Source organism: Curtobacterium herbarum (assembly GCF_016907335.1).
Classification (GTDB): domain Bacteria; phylum Actinomycetota; class Actinomycetes; order Actinomycetales; family Microbacteriaceae; genus Curtobacterium; species Curtobacterium herbarum.
On record NZ_JAFBBT010000001.1, the window covers coordinates 2,395,421 to 2,416,747 of the forward strand.

Annotated in this window: 16 protein-coding genes and 1 tRNA gene; 5 read left to right on the forward strand and 12 right to left on the reverse strand. The window is 72.4% G+C overall.

All coding sequences use genetic code 11. The annotated features are described in order from the left end of the window. Positions 1-35: 35 nt before the first annotated feature. The gene (locus tag JOD51_RS11410; protein WP_204608497.1) at positions 36-2,162 is read right to left on the reverse strand and encodes a DEAD/DEAH box helicase; all 2,127 of its coding nucleotides are present in this window, start codon (positions 2,160-2,162) and stop codon (positions 36-38) included. Positions 2,163-2,630: 468 nt separating this feature from the next. Next, positions 2,631-3,872 carry an aminoglycoside phosphotransferase family protein gene (locus JOD51_RS11415; RefSeq protein WP_204608500.1) on the reverse strand — a complete coding sequence of 414 codons (1,242 nt, stop codon included), beginning with the start codon at positions 3,870-3,872 and terminating at the stop codon, positions 2,631-2,633. A gap of 79 nt (positions 3,873-3,951) precedes the next feature. Between JOD51_RS11415 and JOD51_RS11420 the strand changes: the two genes are divergently transcribed. Beyond that, positions 3,952-5,013 (forward strand): FUSC family protein, encoded by a 1,062-nt coding sequence (locus JOD51_RS11420; protein ID WP_204608503.1) that lies wholly within the window; start codon positions 3,952-3,954, stop codon positions 5,011-5,013. Positions 5,014-5,041: 28 nt separating this feature from the next. Here the strand turns inward: JOD51_RS11420 and JOD51_RS11425 are convergent, their stop codons facing one another. Next, positions 5,042-5,359, reverse strand: coding sequence for a hypothetical protein (locus JOD51_RS11425; RefSeq protein ID WP_204608506.1), 318 nt, complete (start codon positions 5,357-5,359; stop codon positions 5,042-5,044). Positions 5,360-5,566: 207 nt separating this feature from the next. Here JOD51_RS11425 and JOD51_RS11430 point away from each other — a divergent pair, with 207 nt between their 5' ends. Both JOD51_RS11430 and JOD51_RS11435 read left to right on the forward strand, forming a co-directional pair. Continuing rightward, a complete protein-coding gene (locus JOD51_RS11430; protein ID WP_110903965.1) occupies positions 5,567-6,244 on the forward strand; it encodes a response regulator transcription factor in 678 nt (225 codons plus the stop codon). 7 nt (positions 6,245-6,251) lie between these two features. Continuing rightward, positions 6,252-7,769 (forward strand): sensor histidine kinase, encoded by a 1,518-nt coding sequence (locus JOD51_RS11435; protein WP_204608508.1) that lies wholly within the window; start codon positions 6,252-6,254, stop codon positions 7,767-7,769. A gap of 94 nt (positions 7,770-7,863) precedes the next feature. On the opposite strand, the gene JOD51_RS11440 is transcribed toward JOD51_RS11435, so the two are convergent. The 5 genes from JOD51_RS11440 to JOD51_RS11460 all read right to left on the reverse strand — a co-directional run bounded on the left by JOD51_RS11440 (position 7,864) and on the right by JOD51_RS11460 (position 16,506). Then, entirely contained in the window at positions 7,864-11,298 is a 3,435-nt protein-coding gene (locus JOD51_RS11440; protein ID WP_204608511.1) for an error-prone DNA polymerase, read from the reverse strand. 13 nt (positions 11,299-11,311) lie between these two features. Next, complete coding sequence (locus JOD51_RS11445; RefSeq protein WP_239540479.1) at positions 11,312-12,889, reverse strand: DNA polymerase Y family protein; 1,578 nt, start codon at positions 12,887-12,889, stop codon at positions 11,312-11,314. Between the two features lie 161 nt (positions 12,890-13,050). Next, positions 13,051-13,908 (reverse strand): DnaE2-dependent mutagenesis accessory factor ImuA', encoded by an 858-nt coding sequence (gene imuA', locus JOD51_RS11450; protein WP_239539850.1) that lies wholly within the window; start codon positions 13,906-13,908, stop codon positions 13,051-13,053. 79 nt (positions 13,909-13,987) lie between these two features. Continuing rightward, positions 13,988-15,589, reverse strand: coding sequence for an anthranilate synthase component I family protein (locus JOD51_RS17570; RefSeq protein WP_204608513.1), 1,602 nt, complete (start codon positions 15,587-15,589; stop codon positions 13,988-13,990). Beyond that, positions 15,568-16,506: an aldose 1-epimerase family protein gene (locus JOD51_RS11460; RefSeq protein WP_204608515.1), complete on the reverse strand. Its 939-nt coding sequence runs from the start codon at positions 16,504-16,506 to the stop codon at positions 15,568-15,570. Before JOD51_RS11460 ends, JOD51_RS17570 begins: the two co-directional genes overlap by 22 nt. A 459-nt stretch (positions 16,507-16,965) precedes the next feature. On the opposite strand from JOD51_RS11460, the gene JOD51_RS11465 reads away from it, so the two are divergent. Both JOD51_RS11465 and JOD51_RS11470 read left to right on the forward strand, forming a co-directional pair. Further along, entirely contained in the window at positions 16,966-17,607 is a 642-nt protein-coding gene (locus JOD51_RS11465) for a hypothetical protein (RefSeq protein ID WP_204608517.1), read from the forward strand. 12 nt (positions 17,608-17,619) lie between these two features. Continuing rightward, entirely contained in the window at positions 17,620-18,150 is a 531-nt protein-coding gene (locus JOD51_RS11470) for a hypothetical protein (protein ID WP_204608519.1), read from the forward strand. A 278-nt stretch (positions 18,151-18,428) separates the two neighbouring features. Here the strand turns inward: JOD51_RS11470 and JOD51_RS11475 are convergent. The 4 genes from JOD51_RS11475 to nadD form a co-directional block, all read right to left on the reverse strand. Continuing rightward, positions 18,429-18,504 (reverse strand) — tRNA-Ala (locus tag JOD51_RS11475). A 130-nt stretch (positions 18,505-18,634) separates the two neighbouring features. After that, positions 18,635-19,027, reverse strand: coding sequence for a ribosome silencing factor (rsfS, locus tag JOD51_RS11480; RefSeq protein WP_204608532.1), 393 nt, complete (start codon positions 19,025-19,027; stop codon positions 18,635-18,637). 121 nt (positions 19,028-19,148) lie between these two features. Beyond that, complete coding sequence (locus tag JOD51_RS11485) at positions 19,149-20,726, reverse strand: hypothetical protein (protein ID WP_204608535.1); 1,578 nt, start codon at positions 20,724-20,726, stop codon at positions 19,149-19,151. Next, positions 20,723-21,322 (reverse strand): nicotinate-nucleotide adenylyltransferase, encoded by a 600-nt coding sequence (gene nadD, locus JOD51_RS11490; protein ID WP_204608538.1) that lies wholly within the window; start codon positions 21,320-21,322, stop codon positions 20,723-20,725. Before nadD ends, JOD51_RS11485 begins: the two co-directional genes overlap by 4 nt. Positions 21,323-21,327 lie beyond the last annotated feature (5 nt).

Here is a 21,327-nt window from a genome sequence, read left to right on the forward strand (position 1 = left end):
GCCCGCCCGAACGGCGCCAGCCCGCCGGCCGGCCGCTACCGCAACAGCGCGTCGAGCAGCAGCGCCGCCATCGCGTCGAGCTGGATGTCGCCGGAGTCGACGACCTCCTCGTCCGAGCCGTCGAGCGCCCGGGCGGCCAGACCGGCCTTCGAGTCGATGAGCTCCGCGATCTTGGTGTCGATCGTCTGCGCGGCGATGATGCGCCACGCGGTGACGGGCTCTTCCTGACCGATGCGGTGCACGCGGTCGATCGCCTGCGTCTGCTCGGCGCTCGTCCACGACAGCTCGGCGAGGACGACGTTGGACGCCACCTGCAGGTTGAGCCCGACGCCCGCCGCGGTGAGCGAGCAGACGATGACGGCCACGTCCGGGTCGTTCACGAACGAGTCGATCTCGGCCGTGCGCTGCGCCGGGGTCTGGTCGCCGCGGATCGTCGCGGTGCGCAGGTGCCGGCGGGCGAAGACCTCTTCGGCCTGGTCCATCACGTCGAGGTGCTTGGCGAAGAACACGACCTTGCCGACGTTCGACGCCAGCTGCGCCGCGTAGTCCGCCGCGAGCTGCGCCTTGGCACGGCCGATGCGACGCACCATCGAGAACACGTTCTCGCCGGTGGACGAGGCGTCCTGGTCCTCGAGCTCCCAGCGGGCGACCTGGCGGACGAGCTTCTCGTCGATGCCCTCGACCGGTGCCTGGCCGGTGCGGGCGGCGAGTGCCTGGTGGTACCGCTTGACGAGCTTCGCGGTGAGCTCGCGCTCGGCGTCGCGGATGGAGCGGCCCTCGTCGCCGTCGAGCTCGACGGGGATGTCGGCGATCCGGCGTGCCGGGATGTCCGCAGCGACGTCGACCTTGCGGCGACGGACGATGCCGAGGTCGATCACGGCCTTCCGCGCCTCGCTGAAGAAGCCCTGGTCGGCCGGGGTCAGCCCGATCTCCTCGAGCTCGTTCATGAGCTGCGCGCGGGGCTTCTTGTCGTCGATCCAGCCGAGGAACTCCCAGATGGTGCGGAAGTCCTCGACCGAGTTGATGAGCGGGGTACCGGTCAGGGCCATGAGCAGCGGGTTTGCCGTGCGCTCGCGGATCTTGTCGGCGAGCTGCAGCACGAACCGGGACCGCTGCGAGTCCTTGTTCTTGATGAAGTGCGCCTCGTCGACGACCATGCCCTTGAACCCGAAGGTCCCGAGCCAGCCGACGTGCCGGTCGAGGATCTCGTAGTTGACGATGATGATGTCGGCGAAGCCGTCGAGGTCCTGGCCGTCGCCGTGGATGACCGTGGCGCGGTGGTTCGGCACCCAGCGCTCGGCCTCACGTGCCCAGTTCGTCTTGACGACGTTCGGGACGACGACGAGCAGCGGGAACGCCTTGGCCGCGTCGGCGGCGATCAGCGACTGCGCGGTCTTGCCGAGGCCCGGCTCGTCGGCGAGCAGGAAGGTGCGGTGGCCCTGCGCTGCCGAGGTGACGAGTTCCGCCTGGTGCTTCATCAGCGAAGCACCGGCCGGGGTCTGCAGGCTGGTCGGCTCGGGCAGCGGCATCGACGCTGCTCCCCCGCCGGCGCCGTACTCGAACGACTTGAACAGCGGACCGAAGAGCTCCCAGTTCGCCAGGCGACGCGGGTGGGCGACGGGCTGGTCGGCGAGCGCGAAGTCCGGCGGCAGGAACGGGTTGGCGAGCTGGCGTCGCACGACCGACTGCGGCACGACGGCACGCTCGGGTGCCTCGACCGCCGCCGTGGGCTCGGCCGCGATGACCAGGTCCTCCGGCTGCAGCTCGAGGCCGGCGGCGATCATCATGTCGCGCTTCACGGTGCGGGTCGCCTCGGAGACCGAGGCCTCTTCGGTGAGGAGCTGGATGACGCTGGTGTCCCGCGCCGCCGTCTTGGCGAGGATCGTCGCGACACCGTCGAGACGCTTCAGCTGCTCCGCCCGCTGCGAGTCGGTGAGCGTCGCGTCCGCCTTGACGCGGGCACGCTCCTCGCGCATGAGCAGGGCGACCGCCTGGAACTTCGTGCGGTTCGTCGCTTTGAGGGCACCGCGCTGTGCTGCGGCTTCGACCTCGCGGACCGCGCGGGCGAGGACGGGGATGAGGCCGTCGTTGTCGAGCGGCCGGGTCCGGCGCGCAGCCGTCCGCGTGCCACCGGCAGCGCGACGGGTACCTGATCGAGCCAAGGCTCCTCCTGTTCCGCCCTCGTCGGGGCGAGCCACCCGGTACGGGCGGAAGTCGTGTGGTGCGGCTGCCGTGTGTCGTGGCCGTCGCGCCGGGATCCACCACGGGCCGCCGTGGCCCGCAGCACGCCGGATCGGTCCGGCAGACCGCATCGGGGGCCCAGGTACGGGCCGGTGGTCGATGTCACGGTCTGCGCGGGAGTCCGGCGGCGTCTCACGCACGCCACCCATCCCGAGGGAGGTCCCCCGGAGAACGTCCTGGAGGTCCAGCCTGCCAGGCGACGCGGCTGCGGCACGCACCGGCCAACGACCGGTCGTCGCGGCAGGGATCGACGCGACATGCGAGCACGCCGTGCGTGCGCGGTCAGTTTACTCCCCAGGCGCCGACGGAGGCGACTCTCCACACCCCGCGCGTGGCGGGCCTCCCGGCCGGGTCGCGACGCGACCGACGGGACGGCGCTGACGACGGGGTCAGACGCGCGGTGCGGACCGCGGGCGGCCGCCGGCGGACGGGAGGCTCGGGGCCGGTTCCGCCAGGGCGGCCCGCGTCGCCGCGAGCAGCTGTTCCGCCGTCGCGATCCCGTTCGCCGACCCGGTGGTCGCCTGCCCGCCGGCGTGGGCGAGCAGCTGCGCACCGATCGCCGGGCCGAGGCGCTCGGCCTCCTGCGGGTTCCGGGCGGCCCAGTCGCGGGCGACGGCGTCGGCGAGGCGTTCGGCGGCGGCTCCGCGGTCGGCGTCGCCCCGGGAGCGGTGCCACAACCCGGTGACGACGAGGTGCGCGACGACCGCGCCGACGTCCCGCACCGGGTAGCCCCACCCGGCGGTGTCGATGTCGAGCAGGCCGGAGATGCGCCACGGCTCGTCCTCGTCGACGAACACCTGCTCGAGGTGCAGGTCGCCGTGCACCACCTGCTTCTGCGCCGCGGTCCAGCCGATCGACCGCCGCCCGATCGCGTCGTACAGGCGGTCGATCTCCTCGGCATCCCCGGGCAGCGCCGTCGTCAGCGTCCGACGGTGCCAGTCGGCGTGGTCCATCGCGTCCGCGCGGGCCTGCTGGGTCATCGGCACGGCGGCGATGCGGCCGGTGAGCGCCGCGAGGGACGCCACGAAGCGCGGGTCGTCCGCGATCTCGACGATCCGGCTGCCGGCCGGTACGCCCCGGACGAGTTCGAGGACGAGCAGTCCGTCGCCGCGGCTCGACAGCACGCGGGGCACCGGCAGGCCGGCGGCGGCGAACTGCTCGTGGGTGCGGACGATCGGCGCGACCCGGTGCGGGCGGACGATCTTGATGAACAGGGTGCGCTCGGGGGCGTCGACGCGGACCACGGCCCGCTTGCCGGGTCGGTAGGCGGCGACCGTCAGGGTCGGGTCCGTGACCGGCATGCCCAGGGTCGTCAGGAGTTCCGCGACCGCGTCCCGGTAGGTCACCTGCGGCAGGACCGGTAGGCCCGGGTCGTTCGGGTAGGCCCACACCGACACCGGCTCCCCCGTCGCGGGATCGGTGACGATCGCACTGTTCTGGTCGTGTGTGCCACCCGTGTCGACGTACGTCAGGACCGTGGCGCGCTGTCCGTTCCGGTCGACGGTGTCCACCTCGTAGCCGTAGAGGTAGCCGTTCCCCGACGGTTCGACCGAGTGCGCGCGGGCAGCGACGACGGTCGTCCCCGACCCGGCGAAGGCCGCGGGGATGACGCGCTCATGGTTCGGCCACACGGCGACAGTCAACCGTGTGTGCCCCGATTCGTCGTGTTGCCGACCGGCTCGGCGTGCGGGTCCTGGCTAGCGTGGAGGGGTGAACCCGGTCAGGCGCCTCCGCAGCTCGAGCCGCACCCCGTTCCTGCAGGTCGTGAAGACCGCGGTGGCGGTGGTCGCGGCGGTCCTGCTGTGCGAACTCCTCATCCGCGGACCGTTCCCCACCTTCGCCGCGATCGCCGCCCTGCTCGTCGTGCAGCCGAGCATCAACCAGTCGTTCGTGAAGGGACTGGAGCGCAGCGCCGGGGTCCTGCTCGGTGTGGTCCTGGCGACCGGGGTGCACGTGCTGCTCGGCGACGCGGTGTGGATCGTGCTGCTCGTCGTCGTCCTGGCGATCCTGCTCGCCTGGGCCCTGCGCCTCACCCCGACCTCGGCGACCCAGGTCGGCATCAGCGGGATGCTCGTGCTCACCACCGGGGTCGTCACCCCGAACTACTCGGCGGACCGGATCCTCGAGACCCTGGTCGGCGCGGTCGTCGCCCTCGTGGTGAACGCCGTCATCGTGCCGCCGGTCCTCCTCGAACCCGCGCACCTCGCCGTCGCCCGTCTGGCACGGGACACCGCGGCCGCGTTCGAGCGCATCGCCGTCGGGCTCACCGAGGGGTGGGACCACGAGCAGTGGCACCAGGCACTGCTGCAGGCACGGGCGCTCCGGCAGCAGCACGGGCGGACCGAGGCCGCGCTCACCTCGGCCCGGGACTCGCTCGCCATGAACCCGCGCGGTGGTCGGCACCGGACGATCCTCGACCGGGACGTCGCCGTCGCCGAACACCTGCGCGTCCTGGTCACCCGGGTCACCGGCATGACCCGGGCCGTGCGGGACAACACCGCACCGGACCTCCGCGCCGACCCGATGGTGGGGCGGATCGCCACCGAGGTCGCGCGCATCGGCTCCGACGTCCGACGCCTCGGCGCCCAGATCGAATCGGAGCGGTTGACGCCGGGCGAGCTCGCCGAGGGGCCCGAGGACACCGCGCTCGAGCACGCGCTGACGGCGCCGCTCGCCGTCGTCCGGCCGAACTCCCGGCACTGGGTGCTCATCGGCGCGCTGCTCGAGGATGTCCGGCGCGTGCGCGAAGAACTGCTCGGCGAGGACGACTGATCGCCAGCGCGGGCTGCCGCGCCTTCGGTCAGTGGACCGGTTCGTCCATGCCGCACGCCGCCTGGTGGGCCGCCTCGAGGACGTCCGCCCACACGCCGGCAGCCGGCCACGACGGGTCGGAGGTGACCACCTCGACGTCGGCGAACCGACGGATCTCGGCGACCACGGCCTCCCGGCCGGCGGCCCGCGCAGCGCGCCCCGCCGCATCCGGCACGGCGGTGTGCAGATCGGCGACGACGCGGTCGCGATGTGGTCCGTCGAGCGAACCGAGGTCGACGACGCCCTTCCAGGCGGAGTCGAGTTCGGCGCGCAGTCGGACGATCTCCGGATGGTCCGGGTCGTACATGATGCCCCCAAGTACAGGACGGTCTGTCGGGTACAGCGTCCGGGCCGGAGCATAGCAACGCGACGGGATCGGCCAGTACCGGCGGGTCTCGGCTTGTCCACAGGGCGCAGCGGAGGCCCGGACCTGCTGTGACGGTGTTCAGCCCTGTCGGGTGGCGATCCGCCCGCGCGACCCGGTTCGGTGCCACGATGGTGGCGGGAGGTCCAGATGCGCTTGTTGGTGGTCGAGGACGATGACGAGATGCGCGCGCTCATGGAGCGCGGGCTCGCCGCAGAGGGATACCGCGTCACCGCGGTCGAGAACGGCGTCGAGGCGCTGATCGCGCTCGGTGAGCAGGCGTACGACATCGCCGTGGTCGACGTGATGATGCCCGGCATGTCCGGGTTCGAGCTGGCCCGACGCGTCCGCGAGCGAGAGGACCCGGTCCGGATCCTGCTCGTCACCGCACGGGACGCCGTCGACGACCGGGTCTTCGGGCTCGACGCCGGCGCCGACGACTACCTCACCAAGCCGTTCGCGTTCGCCGAACTGACCGCTCGCCTGCGGGCGCTCGGTCGTCGCGAGCCGGTCGGTGCACCCCGCACCATCGAGGTCGGTGACGTCTCGATCGACTCCGAGGCCCGTCGCGTCTCCATCAAGGGCCAGCGGGTCGCGATGAGCCCCACCGAGTTCGCGCTGCTCCGGCTGCTCGCCCGCTCGGTCGGGACGGTCGTCGACCGGCCGAAGATCCTCGAAGAGGTCTGGGACGGCTCGCAGCACGTCGACCCGAACGTCGTCGAGCAGTACATCTCGTACCTGCGGAAGAAGCTCGTCGCGCAGGAGGCGACGGTCGCCATCAGCACGGTGCGCGGCCGCGGCTACCGGCTCGACCTCATCGGCGCGTGACGACCGCGTGACGCGGTCGGACGGGGCGGCACCCGCGCGGCGGACCCGGTGGACGCTGCGCTCGCTCTCCCTGCGCTCCCGCATCACGATCGGGTCGACGGTCATCGCGGCCGTCGTCATCGCGCTGCTCGTGGTCGTGATGCGGCTACAGGTCGTCAGCGTCGTCGCGCGGGCCACCGAGACGCTGCTCGACGCCGACACCGACCCGTACGTCGCCACGCTCGAGGTCGACAGCAACCCGAACCTGTCGCCGCCCGGCAACGCCCAGTTCGTCGCCGTGGTGTCGCCGACGGGTGAGATCACCCTGTCGTCGATGCCCGGCAGTCTTGAACAGGCACTCGGCAGTCTCCGCACCGCCCCCGCCGGCACCTCGGTCATCGACGTCGGCAAATCCGAGTACCGCGTCGTCATCGAGCACCCGGTGAACCAGGCGGGACGCTGGACGGTGGTCGCCGCCCGCAACTCGCAGGCCGAGGCGATCGTCGTCGACGACCTCACCACGACGCTGTCCTTCACGGGGCTGGCGATCCTGGTGGCCTTCGGCGTCGCGTCCTGGGTGCTCGCGACCACCACGCTGCGTCCCGTCAACCGGATGCGCCGCGAGGCCGAACGGCTCTCCGTCGCCCCGGAACGCGCCGAACTGCCGGTCGGTCCGGCACAGGACGAACTGGCGTCCCTCGCCACGACGCTGAACGCCTTCCTCGCCCGCACCCGCCAGGCCACCGAGCGGGAACGCCAGATGGTCTCCGACGCCAGCCACGAACTGCGGACCCCGCTGGCGATCCTCACCACCCAGCTCGACCTGGCCTCGCTCGACGGCGACGACGCCCAGGCCCTGGCCGCCCACATCGAACGGGCGAAGAACAGCGTCGCGCGGCTCTCGCGCCTGGCCAACGACCTGCTCACCCTGTCCCGCATCGAGGAGTCCGAACGCCGCTCGGCCGACGGCGCCACGGAGACGGCGACCGCCTGGTCGGACCTCGGCGACGAGGTGATGGCCGCCGTCGACCGCGTCCGGCTCATCGCGAGTGCCAAGGACGTCACCGTCGACTTCGAGCTCGACCCGCCCGTCGCGGTCGGCGGCTCGGGCCCCGGCATCGGCGGCGGCACGACGGAACCGCAGTACCGGCTCGACACCGGCGGGATGGCACAGCTCGTCACCAACACCGCCGGGAACGCCGTCGCCGCACTCCCCCGCGGCGGCAGCGTCCTGGTCACCTGGCGCACCACCCCCGGCGAGGGCGTGCTCCAGATCACCGACGACGGGCCCGGCGTCCCCGAGTCGTTCGTCCCCGTCGCGTTCGACCGCTTCACCCGCCCGGACGAGGCCCGCACGTCACGACGCGCCCCGGACGCAGCACCCGGCATCCCGATGCCCGGCGGCTCCGGCCTGGGACTGGCGATCGTCCGCGCGGTCGCCGAACGGGCTGGAGGCTCGGCCACCCTCCGCAATGTGCCCGCCGGCGGGCTCGAGGTCACCATCCGCGTCCCGGAGGTGCGGACCACGCCGAGCCAGGCGCGCTGACGGGCTGACGCGAACCGGGCCACTGGACGGCCGGTCGTGGGACGGCCGGTCGTGAGCCGGCCGGTCGTGAGCCGGCCGGTCGTGTGCCGACCGGTCACTGGAAGTCCCGAGACCGGGTCCGGACCGCGAGGGGCAGGTGCTCGATCCGGTCCGCGACCAGGTTCACCACACCGTCCGGCGACCGCTCGAGAATCCCCCGCACGACGACCGCCGGCGACTCACGGGCCACCCGCCGGTACTTCCCCCAGACACCGACGCTGCAGATGACGTTCACCAGGCCGGACTCGTCCTCGACGTTGAGGAACGTGATCCCCGACGCCGTCGCCGGACGCTGCCGGTGCGTGACGATGCCGCCGACCTCGACCCGCCGGCCGGTCTCCGCGGTCCGGGTGTCCCCGACGCTGAGCACCCCGCGGTCCGACAGTCGCTGCCGCAGGTGTGCCATCGGGTGGTCGTCGGTCGACATGCCCGTCGACCACATGTCCGCGATGAGGACGTCCCCGCTGGTCATCTGTCCGAACAGCGGCGGCTGCACGACGACCTGGGTGTCCGGCAGCTGGTCGGCCCGCTCGGCCGCCGCCTGCGCCGCGGACCACATGCCGGCCCGACGGTCGATGCCCAGGGACTCGAACGCGTCGGCGGCGGCGAGTGCTTCGAGCTGCGCCGTGGTGAGGCCGACCCGTCGTGCCAGGTCGGACATGTCGGTGAAGGGCCCGTTCGCCCGCCGCTCGGCCACGATGCGCTCGGCACTGCGTCGGCCGAGCGAGGCGACCTCGGCCAACCCGAGCCGTACGGCGAACGCGCCGTCCCGACGGTGCGCGGCGGTGTCGTCCGCGGCGTCCCGGTCGAAGGGCAACACCGGCGGCTGCTCCGTCGCCAGGCACGCGTCCCCCAGGCCACCGGGCGCGGCGGTCCCCGCGGCACGGTCGGGGTCCTCGACCGGCTCGAGGGTCGCATCGACGTCCGAGCGCAGGATGTCCGGCCGCAGCACGCGGACCCCGTGCCTGCGGGCGTCGGCCACGAGGGTCTGCGGTGAGTAGAAGCCCATCGGCTGCGCCCGGAGCAGTGCCGCCAGGAAGGCGCCCGGGTAGTGCAGGCGCATCCACGCGCTGGCGTAGACGATGAGCGCGAAGCTGATCGAGTGGCTCTCCGCGAAGCCGAAGTTCGCGAACGCCTGGATCTTGGCGTAGATGGTGTCGGCGTCCTCGCCGTGGATGCCGTTCTCCGCCATCCCCCGGTAGAGCTTGTCCCGCAGCCGGTCGATCTTCTCGAGGCCCCGCTTGGACCCCATCGCCCGACGGAGCAGGTCGGCGTCGTCCCCGGAGCAGTTGCCGACCGCGATCGCCATCTGCATGAGCTGCTCCTGGAACAGCGGCACGCCGAGGGTCCGTTCCAGCACCGGTTCGAGGGCCGGGTGCAGGTACGTCACCGGCTCCTCACCGGTCCGGCGTCGGATGTACGGGTGGACCGCGCCGCCCTGGATCGGCCCGGGACGGACCAGGGCGACCTCGATGACCAGGTCGTAGAACCGCCGGGGCAGCAGCCGGGGCAGCGTGCCCATCTGCGCGCGGGACTCCACCTGGAACACCCCGATGGTGTCCGCACGGCAGAGCTGGTCGTAGACGCCCTGCTCCTCCTTCGGGATGGAGTGCATGTCCCACCGCTCGCCGCAGTGGTCGGCCGCCAGGTCGAACGAGTACTGCAGCGCGGCGAGCATGCCGAGACCGAGCATGTCGAATTTCACGAGCCCCATGTAGGCGCAGTCGTCCTTGTCCCACTGCAGCACGGTCCGGCCGTCCATCCGGGCGTGCTCGATCGGCACCACCTCACCCACGGGCCGGTCGGTCAGGACCATGCCGCCCGAGTGGATGCCGAGGTGCCGCGGGAACCCGAGGACCTGTTGGGCCAGGTCGACCACGGGCTCCGGGATGTCGTGGTCCTGGCTCTCGGTGACCGAACCCCACCGCTCGACCTGCTTCGACCAGGCGTCCTGCTGCCCGGGGCTGTGGCCGAGCGCCTTCGCCATGTCCCGCACCGCGCCCTTCGGTCGGTAGGTGATGACGTTGGCGACCTGTGCGGCGTTGAACCGGCCGTACTTGTCGTAGACGTACTGGATCACCTCTTCTCGCCGGTCGGAGTCGAAGTCCACGTCGATGTCGGGCTCCTCGTCGCGCATCGACGACAGGAAGCGTTCGAACGGCAGGCCGTACCGGATCGAGTCGACGGCGGTGATCTCGAGCAGGAAGCAGACCGCCGAGTTCGCCGCGGACCCGCGTCCCTGGCAGAGGATCCCCCGACCGCGGGCGAACTGCACCATGTCCCGGACGATCAGGAAGTAGCCGGGGAAGCCCTTGTCCTCGATGACGGACAGTTCGCGTTCGATGCGCTCCCGCTTGTGCGCGTCCACCCCGTCGGCGTCCCCCGGGTAGAACCGGCGGGCCCCCTGCCAGGTGAGGTCGCGCAGCCAGCTCATCGGCGTGTGGCCGTCCGGCACGTCGAGGTCGGGCAGCCCGGGCTTCGCCGTCCGCAGTGCGAACCCGAGTTCGTCGGCGAGCTCCACGCTCCGCTCGACCGCACCCGGCCACCGTTCGAACCGCCGTGCCATCTCGGCGCCGGAGCGCAGGTGCGCGGTGTCCGCGGCGGGCAACCACCCGTCGATCTCGTCGAGGCTGCGGCGGGCCCGGACCGCGGCGAGGGCGGTCGCGACCGGGAACCGGTCCGGGGTGGCGTAGTGGACGTTCCCGGTCGCCACGACGGGCAGCGCGTGCCGGTCGGCCAGGAGGGCCAGGACGTCGTTCCGGGCGCTGTCGAGCGGGTCGCCGTGGTCGGAGAGCTCGACCACCACGTTGCCGGTGCCGAACCGGTCCAGCAGCGCCCGCAGTGCCTGCTCCGCCGCGCTCTCGCCGCCGCGCTCGAGGGCCTGGCGGACGCTGCCCTTGCGACAGCCGGTGAGCACCCGCCACCGCCCGCCCGAGCGTTCCGCGAGGTCGTCGAGGTCGTACCGCGGCCGCCCCTTCTCGGAGCCCGCGGCGAGGTGCGCGGCGGTCACCGCGCCGGCCATCCGGTGGTACCCGTCCTGCCCGTCGGCCAGGAGCAGCAGGTGCGAGCCCTCGGGATCGGGGACGCCGTTCTGCGGCTCGGTGAGCCCGAGCGACAGTTCGGCGCCGTAGACCGTGGTGATGCTCGGGTACGTCTCGGCGACCTCGGCCATCCGGGCAGCCCCGTAGAAGCCGTCGTGATCCGTGATCGCCAGCCCGCAGAGGCCCAGGCGTGCCGCTTCTTCCAGCAGGTGCTCCGGTGGGCTCGCCCCGTCCAGGAAGCTGAAGGTCGAGTGCGCGTGGAGTTCGGCGTACGGGACGACCGGGGCAGCGTCCGGCGTGGCGACGTCCGCCGGCCGGTACGGTGCACGCTTCCGCGACCAGGCCGGGCTGTCACCACCGTCGCCCTCGGGGGTCGTGCCCGGGCTGCGCTTGTCCGAGAGGGCACGCTCGAACTGCGACCACGGGATCGGCGGGTTGTTGTACCCCATCAGGAACCGTCCTTCACGTCGCGATCGCCTCTGCCCACCAGCGGTGGTCGGCGAGGACCAGGTACCAGGCACGCCCGTCGTCGTCCACGAGCTGCAACCGGTGCAGTCGTCGTCCGCCGGACTCCCACCAGCGCACGACGAGCGGCCAGGGCCCGGCCCAGGCCGTGACGGCGGAGAACCGACCCCCGCGGTCGCCGTCGGAGCGGAACCGTCCGGGCGCACCGGTCAGGGTGCCGCGCTCGTCGACGTCCACGGCCCCGCCGTCCGCCGTCACGACGTCCACCGGTCGGGGGCGGTCGAGGACCGTCGCCGGCGGCGGCCCCGGCAGCTTGCCCGGCCACGGACGGTCCCGCACCACGGCCAGCGCACGCTCACCACCGGCCGGGGCGTCGCCCCAGGGCACGAGCACGATGCGTTCGGCCAGGGTGCGACCACCCCCGATCCGCGGCGTGACGACCCCGTCGTGCCCGACCATGCCCTGCACGCGGGCCAACCCGTGGTGGACCCGTTCGTCCGGGCCGGAACCCCAGAGCCCACGCTCGTGGTTCGCCAGGTCGTCCACCGCGACCGGTTCGAGCACGACCGTGGTCACCGGCGCCTCGAGCCCGGTCGGGTCGACCCCGCCCGCGAGCTGCCAGCGCACCCGGTCCACCACGTCGGCGGCGTCGAACCACCGCGGGTGCGCCCAGACCCGTTCGAGCAGGACGTCCCGCTCGTCGACGATGCCGACGCGGATCGTCGTCGCCACGAGCCCTGCGCTCCGGAGCTTCGCCGCGAACTCGTCGGCGGACCGGCGGAAGGCGAACGCGATCTGGTCAGCACGGTCGAGCGGCGGCTCGAAGGACGCCTGGACCTCGAGGTCGGGCGGGACGTCCCGCGCGGCGACCTCGCGCGGATCACGGCCGCCGGCGAGCCGGTGCAGGAACGCACCGGGCACGCCGAAGCGGTCGCGCACCTGTTCGTCGGTGAGCGCGGCGAAGTCACCGAGCGTCGTCAGACCGAGGCGTCCGAGCACCATCGCGAGGTCGGGGTCGCCGAGCACCCCGAGCGGCAGCGGGGCGAGGAACGTGCCCGACCCGCCGACCGGCACCATCCGGACGCGCTCCCCCGGCCGGGTCGGCCGTGCCCGGGCTGCCTGCTCCGCCGCGAACGGGGTGTCCGCCACACCCGCACGCACACCGGGAGCGCCGTGGTCGGCGGCGATGCCGGCCAGGATCGTCGCGGCTGCCCGCTCACCACCGTGGTACCGCGCCGGCCCGCGGGCACGGAGCGCGATCGTCCCCGGGCGCAGGACCTCGACCCCGGGCGCGGCCGCCTCGATCGCGCGGATGACCGGCTCGAAGGCCCGGTGGTCGAGGGCGTCGTCGTAGGGCTGCGTGACGAGCTCGGTGCAGCGGGCCTGTGCTTCGCGGACCCGCAGACCGCGCACGACCCCGACCTGTCGTGCCGAGGCGGAACTGGCGAAGACCATACCCTTCGCGATGAGGGCGAACGGCTGCTCCGGCGGTGCCCCGGCAGCCCGGGCAGCCGCGATGACCGGCCAGTCCGGGCACCAGAGCACGATCGTCCGGGTCGGCGGGGGTTCCGGCAGACCGGCACCCCGGCTGAGTGCGTCGGCCCGGACGGCACCGGCACCCGGCAGCCCCACCCCGGGCAGCCCGGCTCCGGCAGCCCCCGCTCCGGCACGCCCGGCCCCCGGCAGCACGGCACCACCACGCGGTCCGGCGGCCGACGCCCGGCGCCCGCGCGGGCTCACGAGGCCACCGCCACGGGACGCAGGACCCGTCCACCGGTCACGGCAGCGGCCGGCGCCGCAGCACGCACCGAACCGTCCGCCGCGGGCAGCAGGAGCTCGGTGCTCGTCGGCCGGACGGCTCCGGCACGGCCGGATGCCGTGACGGTCACCCGACGTTCGGTGAGGTACCCGTGCCCCTGGCCGATGCCGCTCCAGCGCGACTCGGTGACCCGCAGGGTGACGTCGGCACCCGGCCAGGCGCCGAGCGCGACGAGGGCGGCGCCGCGCTGTCGGAGCCGTGCGGAGAGCCGGGCGACGTCACCGGGCACCACCCGGCCGAGCGGTCGGGTGAGGACGATCTGTGCCACGTCGGCGAGGGCCGCGGTGACCGCGAGCCACTGGTCGCCCGGGTCCGGCACCAGCACGAGTCGTTCCAGGTCGATGCCGGCCGCGGCTGCGGCTTCGACGCCGAAGGACGGCACCCCGACCACGGCGCACCAGGCCCCGGACGCGGAGGCCGCCTGCAGCATGGTCTGGGCGAGCAGCACCGACTCCGGCACCGAGTACGTACCCCCGGCGCGGATGGCACCGCCCGGCAGCAGCGGCGCGAGGGCGTCGGCGGTGGGCAGCCCCTCGGTGTCCACGCGGGTCGCTTCCATGTCGGCGACCCGGGAGCGCAGCGAGGTGATCCGGTCGAGCGCAGCCCGTGCCGCGCCGACGTGGTCGGAAGCGCGGGCACCGGCAGCACCAGCACCAGAACTGGAACGGGCAGCACCGTTCCGCCCGATGTGCTCCCGGTCCCCGCGTCCGCGGTCGCCACGCTCATCGGACGACCGGAGTACCGCCGCCGTCTGCATGCCCTCATATTCGAACATGTGTTCGATCATGTCAACCGGCACCGACATCCGGTGGACAACTGGTCGAACACCTGTTCGACCGGTCAGGAAGCCTCGACTACCAGTGCGCCGCGGCACCGATCCCGCCGAGCACCGACCGGGTCTTCGTCTCGACCTCGTCCGCCTCGTCCGCCGCCGTGGAGGCCCACGTCACCGCACCACCGGCCCCGAGCGACCGACGCCGGACGCTGCCGTCCGGGTGCAGCACCGTCACCAGTGTCCGGATCGCCACCGACAGATCGACCGCCCCACTCGCCGAGAAGTAGCCGATCGCCCCCGAGTACACCCCGCGTGGCGCTCCCTCGAGACGGTCCGCGATCGCCGCCGCACTGCGCTTCGGCGCGCCGGTCATCGACCCCGGCGGGAACGCGGCCCGCACCACCTCGGCCCGGGAGGCCCCCTCCGGCAGCACCCCGGCGACCGTCGACACCAGCTGGTGCACGCTGGCGTACGATTCGACGTCGCAGAGCCGCTGCACGTGCACCGTGCCCGGGCGCGCCGTCCGCAGCAGGTCGTTCCGCAGCAGGTCGACGATCATCACGTTCTCGGCACGGTCCTTCGCACTGTCGACGAGCTCCGCGCGTGTCGCGGCGTCCGCCGCCGGGTCCGGGTGGCGGGGACGGGTGCCCTTGATCGGTTCGGCGAGCACGCCCCCGTCGGCGTCGATGCGGAGGAACCGTTCCGGCGAGCGGCTGGCGATCCGCAGGTCGCCCCAGCGCAGGTAGGCGCCGAACGGCACCGGGTCACCCGCTCGCACGCGTCGGTACTCCGCCAGGTACCGGTCGCCGTCGCGGCCGAGCGGCCCGTCCGGCTCCGCCTCCGGCACCGCGAAGGCGGTCGTCAGGCACACCTGGAAGGCGTTGCCCTCGCGGATCTCGTGTCGGCACGCGTCCACGGCGTGTTCGTAGGCGGTGCGGCGGACGCGGCCACGGGCCTCCCGGGCGCGGCCAGGGGCCACCGGGACGCGGTCCGGGGCCTCCGAGACGCGCCCGGCGACGGACGTGCCGCCAGCCGGGAGGCCCGGGCGTGCCCCCGTCAGGTCGTCCGACGTCGTCGACGCGCGCACCTCCGCCAGCCACGCCCGGTTCGCCCGCGACTCCCTGGGCGCGTCGTCGTCCACGAGCGCGATCGCCCACGCGGGACCGTCCGCGTGCACCAGAACGGCCCGGTCGACGAAGCGGAGGTCGGCGTCGGCGTGTCCGTCGGCGGTGCGGTCGGGTCCGTCGACCTCGCGGCCGAGTTCGTAGCCGAGGAACCCCACCCAGCCGAGGGCGAACGCGCACCCCGGCACCGGCTCGTCGAGGGACGGGGTGGCACGCAGCAGGTCGTCGAGGACGGCGAAGGCCGGGCGGTCCTCGGTCCGGCTCGGTCCGAACCACCGGGCGGCCGGCCCGGACACGGTGACGTGGGCGACCCGGTCCTGGTGCCGGAGCCGGGCGGCGAAGGGGCCGTCCGACACCGCGAGGACCGACCACGCCGCACGACGCGCAGCCGTCGCAGGCGAGCCTGACGGCAGCGCGGAGTCGAGCCACACCAGGTCGGCGGACCGGCTGTGGGCGAGCTCGCCGAGGTCGCGGACGTCGGCGACCCGCTGGACCACGATCCGCGGTGAGCCCGCGGCACGGTCCGGCGTGACGCTCAGACCGCCGAGATCGTCCACGTGGCGGCGTGTGCGGCGCCGGGCTCGAGCACGACGAGGCCGGCGTCGACGTCGGCGGCGAAGGCGTCGGCGTTGAAGGCGTTCGGGGCGCACGTCATCGGCTCGACGGCGAGGCCGGAGCGGTGGTACTCGGGGACGACGTGGTCGGCGGTGTGCACCTGCGCCCACCCGCAGTCGGTGCCGAAGGCGACCCGGACGCCGTGCCCGTCGGCCGCGGTCACGGTGACGGCAGCGGTCCCGTCGGCGTCACGGTCGAAGCCGGTGAAGGCGTGGTCGATGAACCGGCTGCCGATGGTCGTCGGCTGGCGGAGGTCGAACTCGTCGTGCACGGGCACCAGACCGGTCGGGATGAGCCGGTCCTCGGTGACCTCGAGCACCTCGGCCGCGGGGAGCGTCAGCGTCCAGTCGTCGACCGTGCCGGCGCCGGCGACGAGGTAGGGGTGCGGCCCGGTCCCCCACGGAGCACGGTCGTCCCCGGTGTTCGTGCCGGTGATGGTGGTGTGCAGGCCGTCGGCGTCCAGGCGGTACTCGACCCGGACCTCGACGCGGGCGGGGTAGCCCTCCTGCGGCTGCACGGTGGTGGTGAGGACGACGCGGTCGGCGTCCTGCTCGAGCACGGTGAAGTCGGTCCAGGCCACGAGGCCGTGCAGGGCGTGCGACCGCTTCGGCTCGGTCAGCGCGAGCTCGTGCTCGACCCCGTCGAAGGTGTAGCGGCCGTCGACGACACGGTTCGGCCACGGGGCGAGGACGGCGCCGCGGAAGACCGGGCGGACCGCGTCGGCGTCGAACGTGGTGACGAGGTCCCGACCGTCGTGCCGCAGCGCCCGGAGGGTGGCTCCGACGCTCGCGATGTCGGCGGTGTACCCGCCGGCGGCGATGGACGTCTGGGTTCCGGACCGGGGTGCAGCGCTGCTCATGCGCTCAGCGTATCGGGGAGCGATCCCTCGACGAGGCCGCTGCGGCATCCGAGCCGGAACAGTGGAACGACGAAAGCCCGCAGCCAGATGCACCGACGGTCATGCAGCGGCGGAAGGTGGGGTCTGCACCGAGCAGCGCGGACACCGCCTCAAGCTCCACCAAACAGAGGTTCGGCCGCCGATAAGCAAGCGAAAGAGCGCTCCAAAGAATGTGTCACGTCGCACCACACTTGAAAGTGATGGATTCAACCTGGCAATGTCAAACCTCGTATTCCTTCGTGCTTGCAAAGATTTCAACGTACCCAAACCCGTCCGCACTTGTGCTGACTAGTTCTGCCGGTCAGCACGGAGGAAAGTTCGGAGCGCGGGGGGAACGAGGTTCGAGCGTCGGGCGCTCCCCTGCAGAAGATTGCCCGACACCGGGATGAAGTGTCGGGGCCTCAGATGGGTGGGAATCAAATGCGAAAGAAGTTCGTTCTGGCGGTCATGGCAAGTACCGCCGCCGCGCTGAGCGTGATGGGGATGGCCGCCCCAGCGACCGCCGCGGTGACCACGGACCCGGGTGCTGCGGTGGGGACCACCATCACGGTTCCCATGACGTTCGATGGGTACAACTCGGCTCGTGCCGCGAAGTACGGCTACGACGTGCGTACGACCTCGGATGGGTACCAGTACGCCGTGCCGGCCGGAACCCCCGCGGGGAGCTTCACCGGGGCAACGCCGCTCTACAAGAAGGGCGCCCCGACCAAGACGATCACCGCTGCAGGCGGAGTTCACGTGGACGACACGGTGACGGGCGACTGTGGCACGTCGTACGTCGAGTGGCTGTCGAAGACCGAGTTCAAGACCGGCTACACGATCTATCCGTGGGACGGCCCCTCGCTCGGACACAAGTGGAACGTCGTCGTCGACGCGCCGCACGACATCCTCGCGTACAACCTCAACGGACTGCCGCGGACCCCGCTGACCTGGTACGCCACCCGCACCACGGAGATCCAAGCGAGCAAGGGCCAGAAGGTCCACGCTCTCGCCGGTGGCACCGTCGAAACGCCACTGCTGGACTGCACATCGGGCCAGCCGCTGGCGACCTACACCAAGTAAGGACCAACACCCATGCACGCCAGCCGCAACAGCGCCCCGCGCACGACCATCCCGGACACCACCGCAGAGTTCAACGCCTTCGGCGGCGCACTGATCCAGCGTGTCCCGGACGGACCCTACGAGACGGCCGGCTACGCATGGGAAGGGGGCGGTCGTGCCGGTGGCATCACCACCGGCACGACCCTCTACTACGACGCACGCCACACCGACGGCATCGCACGACACTCCACCACGGACTCGGAAACAGCCGACCTCATCACCACGCTGCACGACGCACTCGCCAACGCAGGCGATGGCGCCCCCGAACACACGCGCCAGGACGTCGCCGCAGCAGTCGCCGCCGCCACGTGGGCGGAAGGCACGATCGTCATCGATGCAACCCCGCTCGCCGCACGGAACACGCACATCCTCGGACGCGAGGTACTGACCGCAGTGAGGCACGGGCACACGATCATCGCGATCGGCGATCCTGCGTTCGTGGCAGGACCCTACGAGACCATCACAGCATTGCCTGCGGTGGGCCTCGGTCAACGACACTGGTGATCCGGCACACCCCCGCGAGAGGGGACTGTGTGCAGCCTGGCGAGTCCGGACCGAACGATGACTTCGTGGGTGCTCTGGCTGTCCGTGCATCCCCCTGTGCGCTGCGTACCGAACACTGCACCACGGGCACCGGAGGTTTCGTTCCGAGGCGCTGATGCCGCCGGCTGGTCCGACCGAGGCCAACTCCGGATGTTTCCGGTCGCGACCGGGGCATACATCGGCACTTTCTTGGTCGCACACGAAGAAACCCCCGCGGTTCCGAGGAACTACGGGGGTTTTGGTGGATCTGAGGGGACTCGAACCCCTGACCCCCTGCATGCCATGCAGGTGCGCTACCAGCTGCGCCACAGACCCAGAACGACCGACCCGGAGGCCAGATCGTGTTCCCCCGGTTCCCCGGAGGCACCAGTACAGCGTACACCACGCGAACACCGGGTGACGAAATCGTCACCGCCACCCGGGCGCGTCGCGCTGGTGGCCGGCGTCAGGCCGACTGTTCGGCGGCCTGCGTCTGGTCGGCCGGCAGTTCGAGCGGGATGACCGGGCAGTCCGACCAGAGGCGCTCGAGGGAGTAGTACTGGCGTTCTTCCTCGTGGAACACGTGCACGACGATGTCCCCGAAGTCGATGAGCGCCCAGCGGCCCTCGCTCCGGCCTTCGCGGCGCAGCGGCTTGGCGCCGACCTGGAGCAGGCGGTCTTCGATCTCGTCGGCGATGGCGAGCACGTTGCGCTCGTTGCGGCCGGTGGCGAGGAGGAAGACGTCGGTGAGCTGGAGCGGTCGGGTGACGTCGAGGGCGACGAGGTCCTCGGCCTGCTTGGAGTCAGCCGCTTGAGCGGCGATCTGCGTCAGTTCGAGTGCGCGAGCGGAGGCGGTCACGGATTCCTTCCGGTGGTCATCCCGACGCGGTCGCCCGGATGTTCATGATGGGTCACGATCATAGGCCAGACCACTGACCCGGCGGCCAGTTCGTGGGGAGGCCGAAGTGCGCGGGGCTCGTTCAGGAGCCGAAGAAGTTCGTCGCGACCAGCGCCACGACGATGACACCGGCCGCGACCACGCCCACGGCACTCGCGGCGACGGCCAGCACGACCGGCGTCTTCGAGTCCTTCGGCTTGGCGGCGGCGAGCACGACCTGACGCGTCGAGGTGTGGCTCGACACGGCACGGCTCGCGCGGACCGGGCTGGCGTCCGTGTCCGGCTGCTCGTCCTGCTGCTCGAGCAGGCGGTCGACCTCGGCACCGTCGATCGGCCGGTGCGACCCGGTCGAGGACAGCGAGGCGGGCAGGTCGATCGACCCAGTGAGGATGACCTCGCCGGTGGCGTTCAGCGCACCGGTCGGGTCGGCCAGCGCCGAGTTCGGCAGGATCAGCGCGTTCGTGTGCGACTCGGCGACCCGGCGCGTGCCGGTCTCCTCGTCGTGCACCTCGGCGTCGTTCGAGTCGTGCGCGAAGGTCGACCAGTGGCCGGCCGGCGGCTGGAAGGCCGTCGTCACGGGCTTCGGCTCGCGCGGCGCGTCGGAGGACGCCTGGCTCGGAGACGACGCCGGGCTCGGGGACGACGCGGGCTGCGCAGCGGAGCCCGGACGCGAGACGGGTGCGTCCGCCGGGACGACGACCGGGACCTCGTTCGTGTCGTCGTCGTCCAGGTCGAGCGGGAACACGCCGGGAGTCGCCGCGGGCAGGTCGGTGGCCGGTGCGGCGACGTCGTCGTCCGCGGCCATGATCGCGTCGGGGTCGGCGTCGTGCGGCGCCCACGTCGTGCGGTGCTGGCGGGGCTCTTCGCCGTGCGCAGCGGCCTCTTCGAGGGGCTCGATGGCGTCCGGTGAACCGTCGGCCTCGGTGGCCTGCTCGACGGCGGCGGGCTCGAGGTGCGAGATCTCCGGGTTCGGGTCCTGCCAGTTCGAGGACTCGTCGTCGGTCGGTGCAGCACCAGCCGCGGTGGCAGCAGCGTCCGGACCTGCAGCGTCGTCTCCGGGTGCATCGGTTCCGGGCGCATCGGTTCCGGGCGCATCGGTTCCCGGTGCACCCGCGTCGTCAGCGTCTGCGGACCGGTCGTCCGTGGGCCAGTCGACCCCGAGGGGCACGAGCGAGGACTGCGCACCGATGCCGGCCGCAGCGGCTTCCGCCGGCGTCGACAGCGGCGGCACCTGCGCGTCCGGAGCGGGCGTCGACGACGGTTCGGTCAGCGTGCCGAGGACGTCCTGCACGGTTCGGTCGGACGACTGCGGGGTCGGGTTCTGCAGCGGGACCGGACGGCCGCCCTGCTGCTGCGCCTCACGCAGCAGTCGCAGCTGCCGGCGGGACATGCCGCCGGTACCGGGGACGATCTCGGCCGCGGAGCCAGGAGGAACGTCGGACACACCGGTCGTCGAGCCGGCGGATCGTGGTGCCGCCTGTGCAGCCGGCGCCGCGCCGGGCGCGACGTGCGAGCCGGGGCGACGACGGGCCTCCGGCGTGGTGGAGGCAGCGGCGACGGTCGGCGGCGGCGTCGCGGGCTGGGCACCGCCAGAGGCGGCGCGCTCGCGCTCACGCATCTGACGCCGCGACAGCGGCGGCTGCGCGTCGGACGGACTCATGCAACGCTCCGATACAGATGGTGCTTCGAGATGTACTGGACGACACCGTCGGGCACGAGGTACCAGACGGGGAACCCGCTCCGTACCCGGTCACGGCAGTCGGTCGAGGAGATCGCCAGCGCGGGGACCTCGAGCACACTAACGTCCCGTTCTGGGAGTCCGGTGATGCTCAGCTGGTGGCCCGGTCGTGTCACGGCGACGAAGTGCGCCAGGTCCCAGAGACCGTCGTGGTCCTTCCAGTCGACGATCTGCTGGACCGCGTCCGCTCCGGAGATGAAGACGAGCTGGGCGTCGGGCCGCTGCTCGTGCAGGTCGCGGAGGGTGTCCACCGTGTAGGTGGGGCCGGGCCGGTCGATGTCGACGCGGCTGACCGTGAACATCGGGTTCGCCGCGGTCGCGATCACGGTCATCAGGTACCGGTGTTCGGCGTCGGTGACGCCGGACTTCATGTACGGCTGGCCGGTCGGGACGAACACGACCTCGTCGAGGTCGAAGTGCTTGGCGACCTCGGACGCCGCCACGAGGTGACCGTGGTGGATCGGGTCGAACGTCCCGCCCATCACCCCGATGCGCGGCCGACCCGTGCTCTCGAGCATCGGGT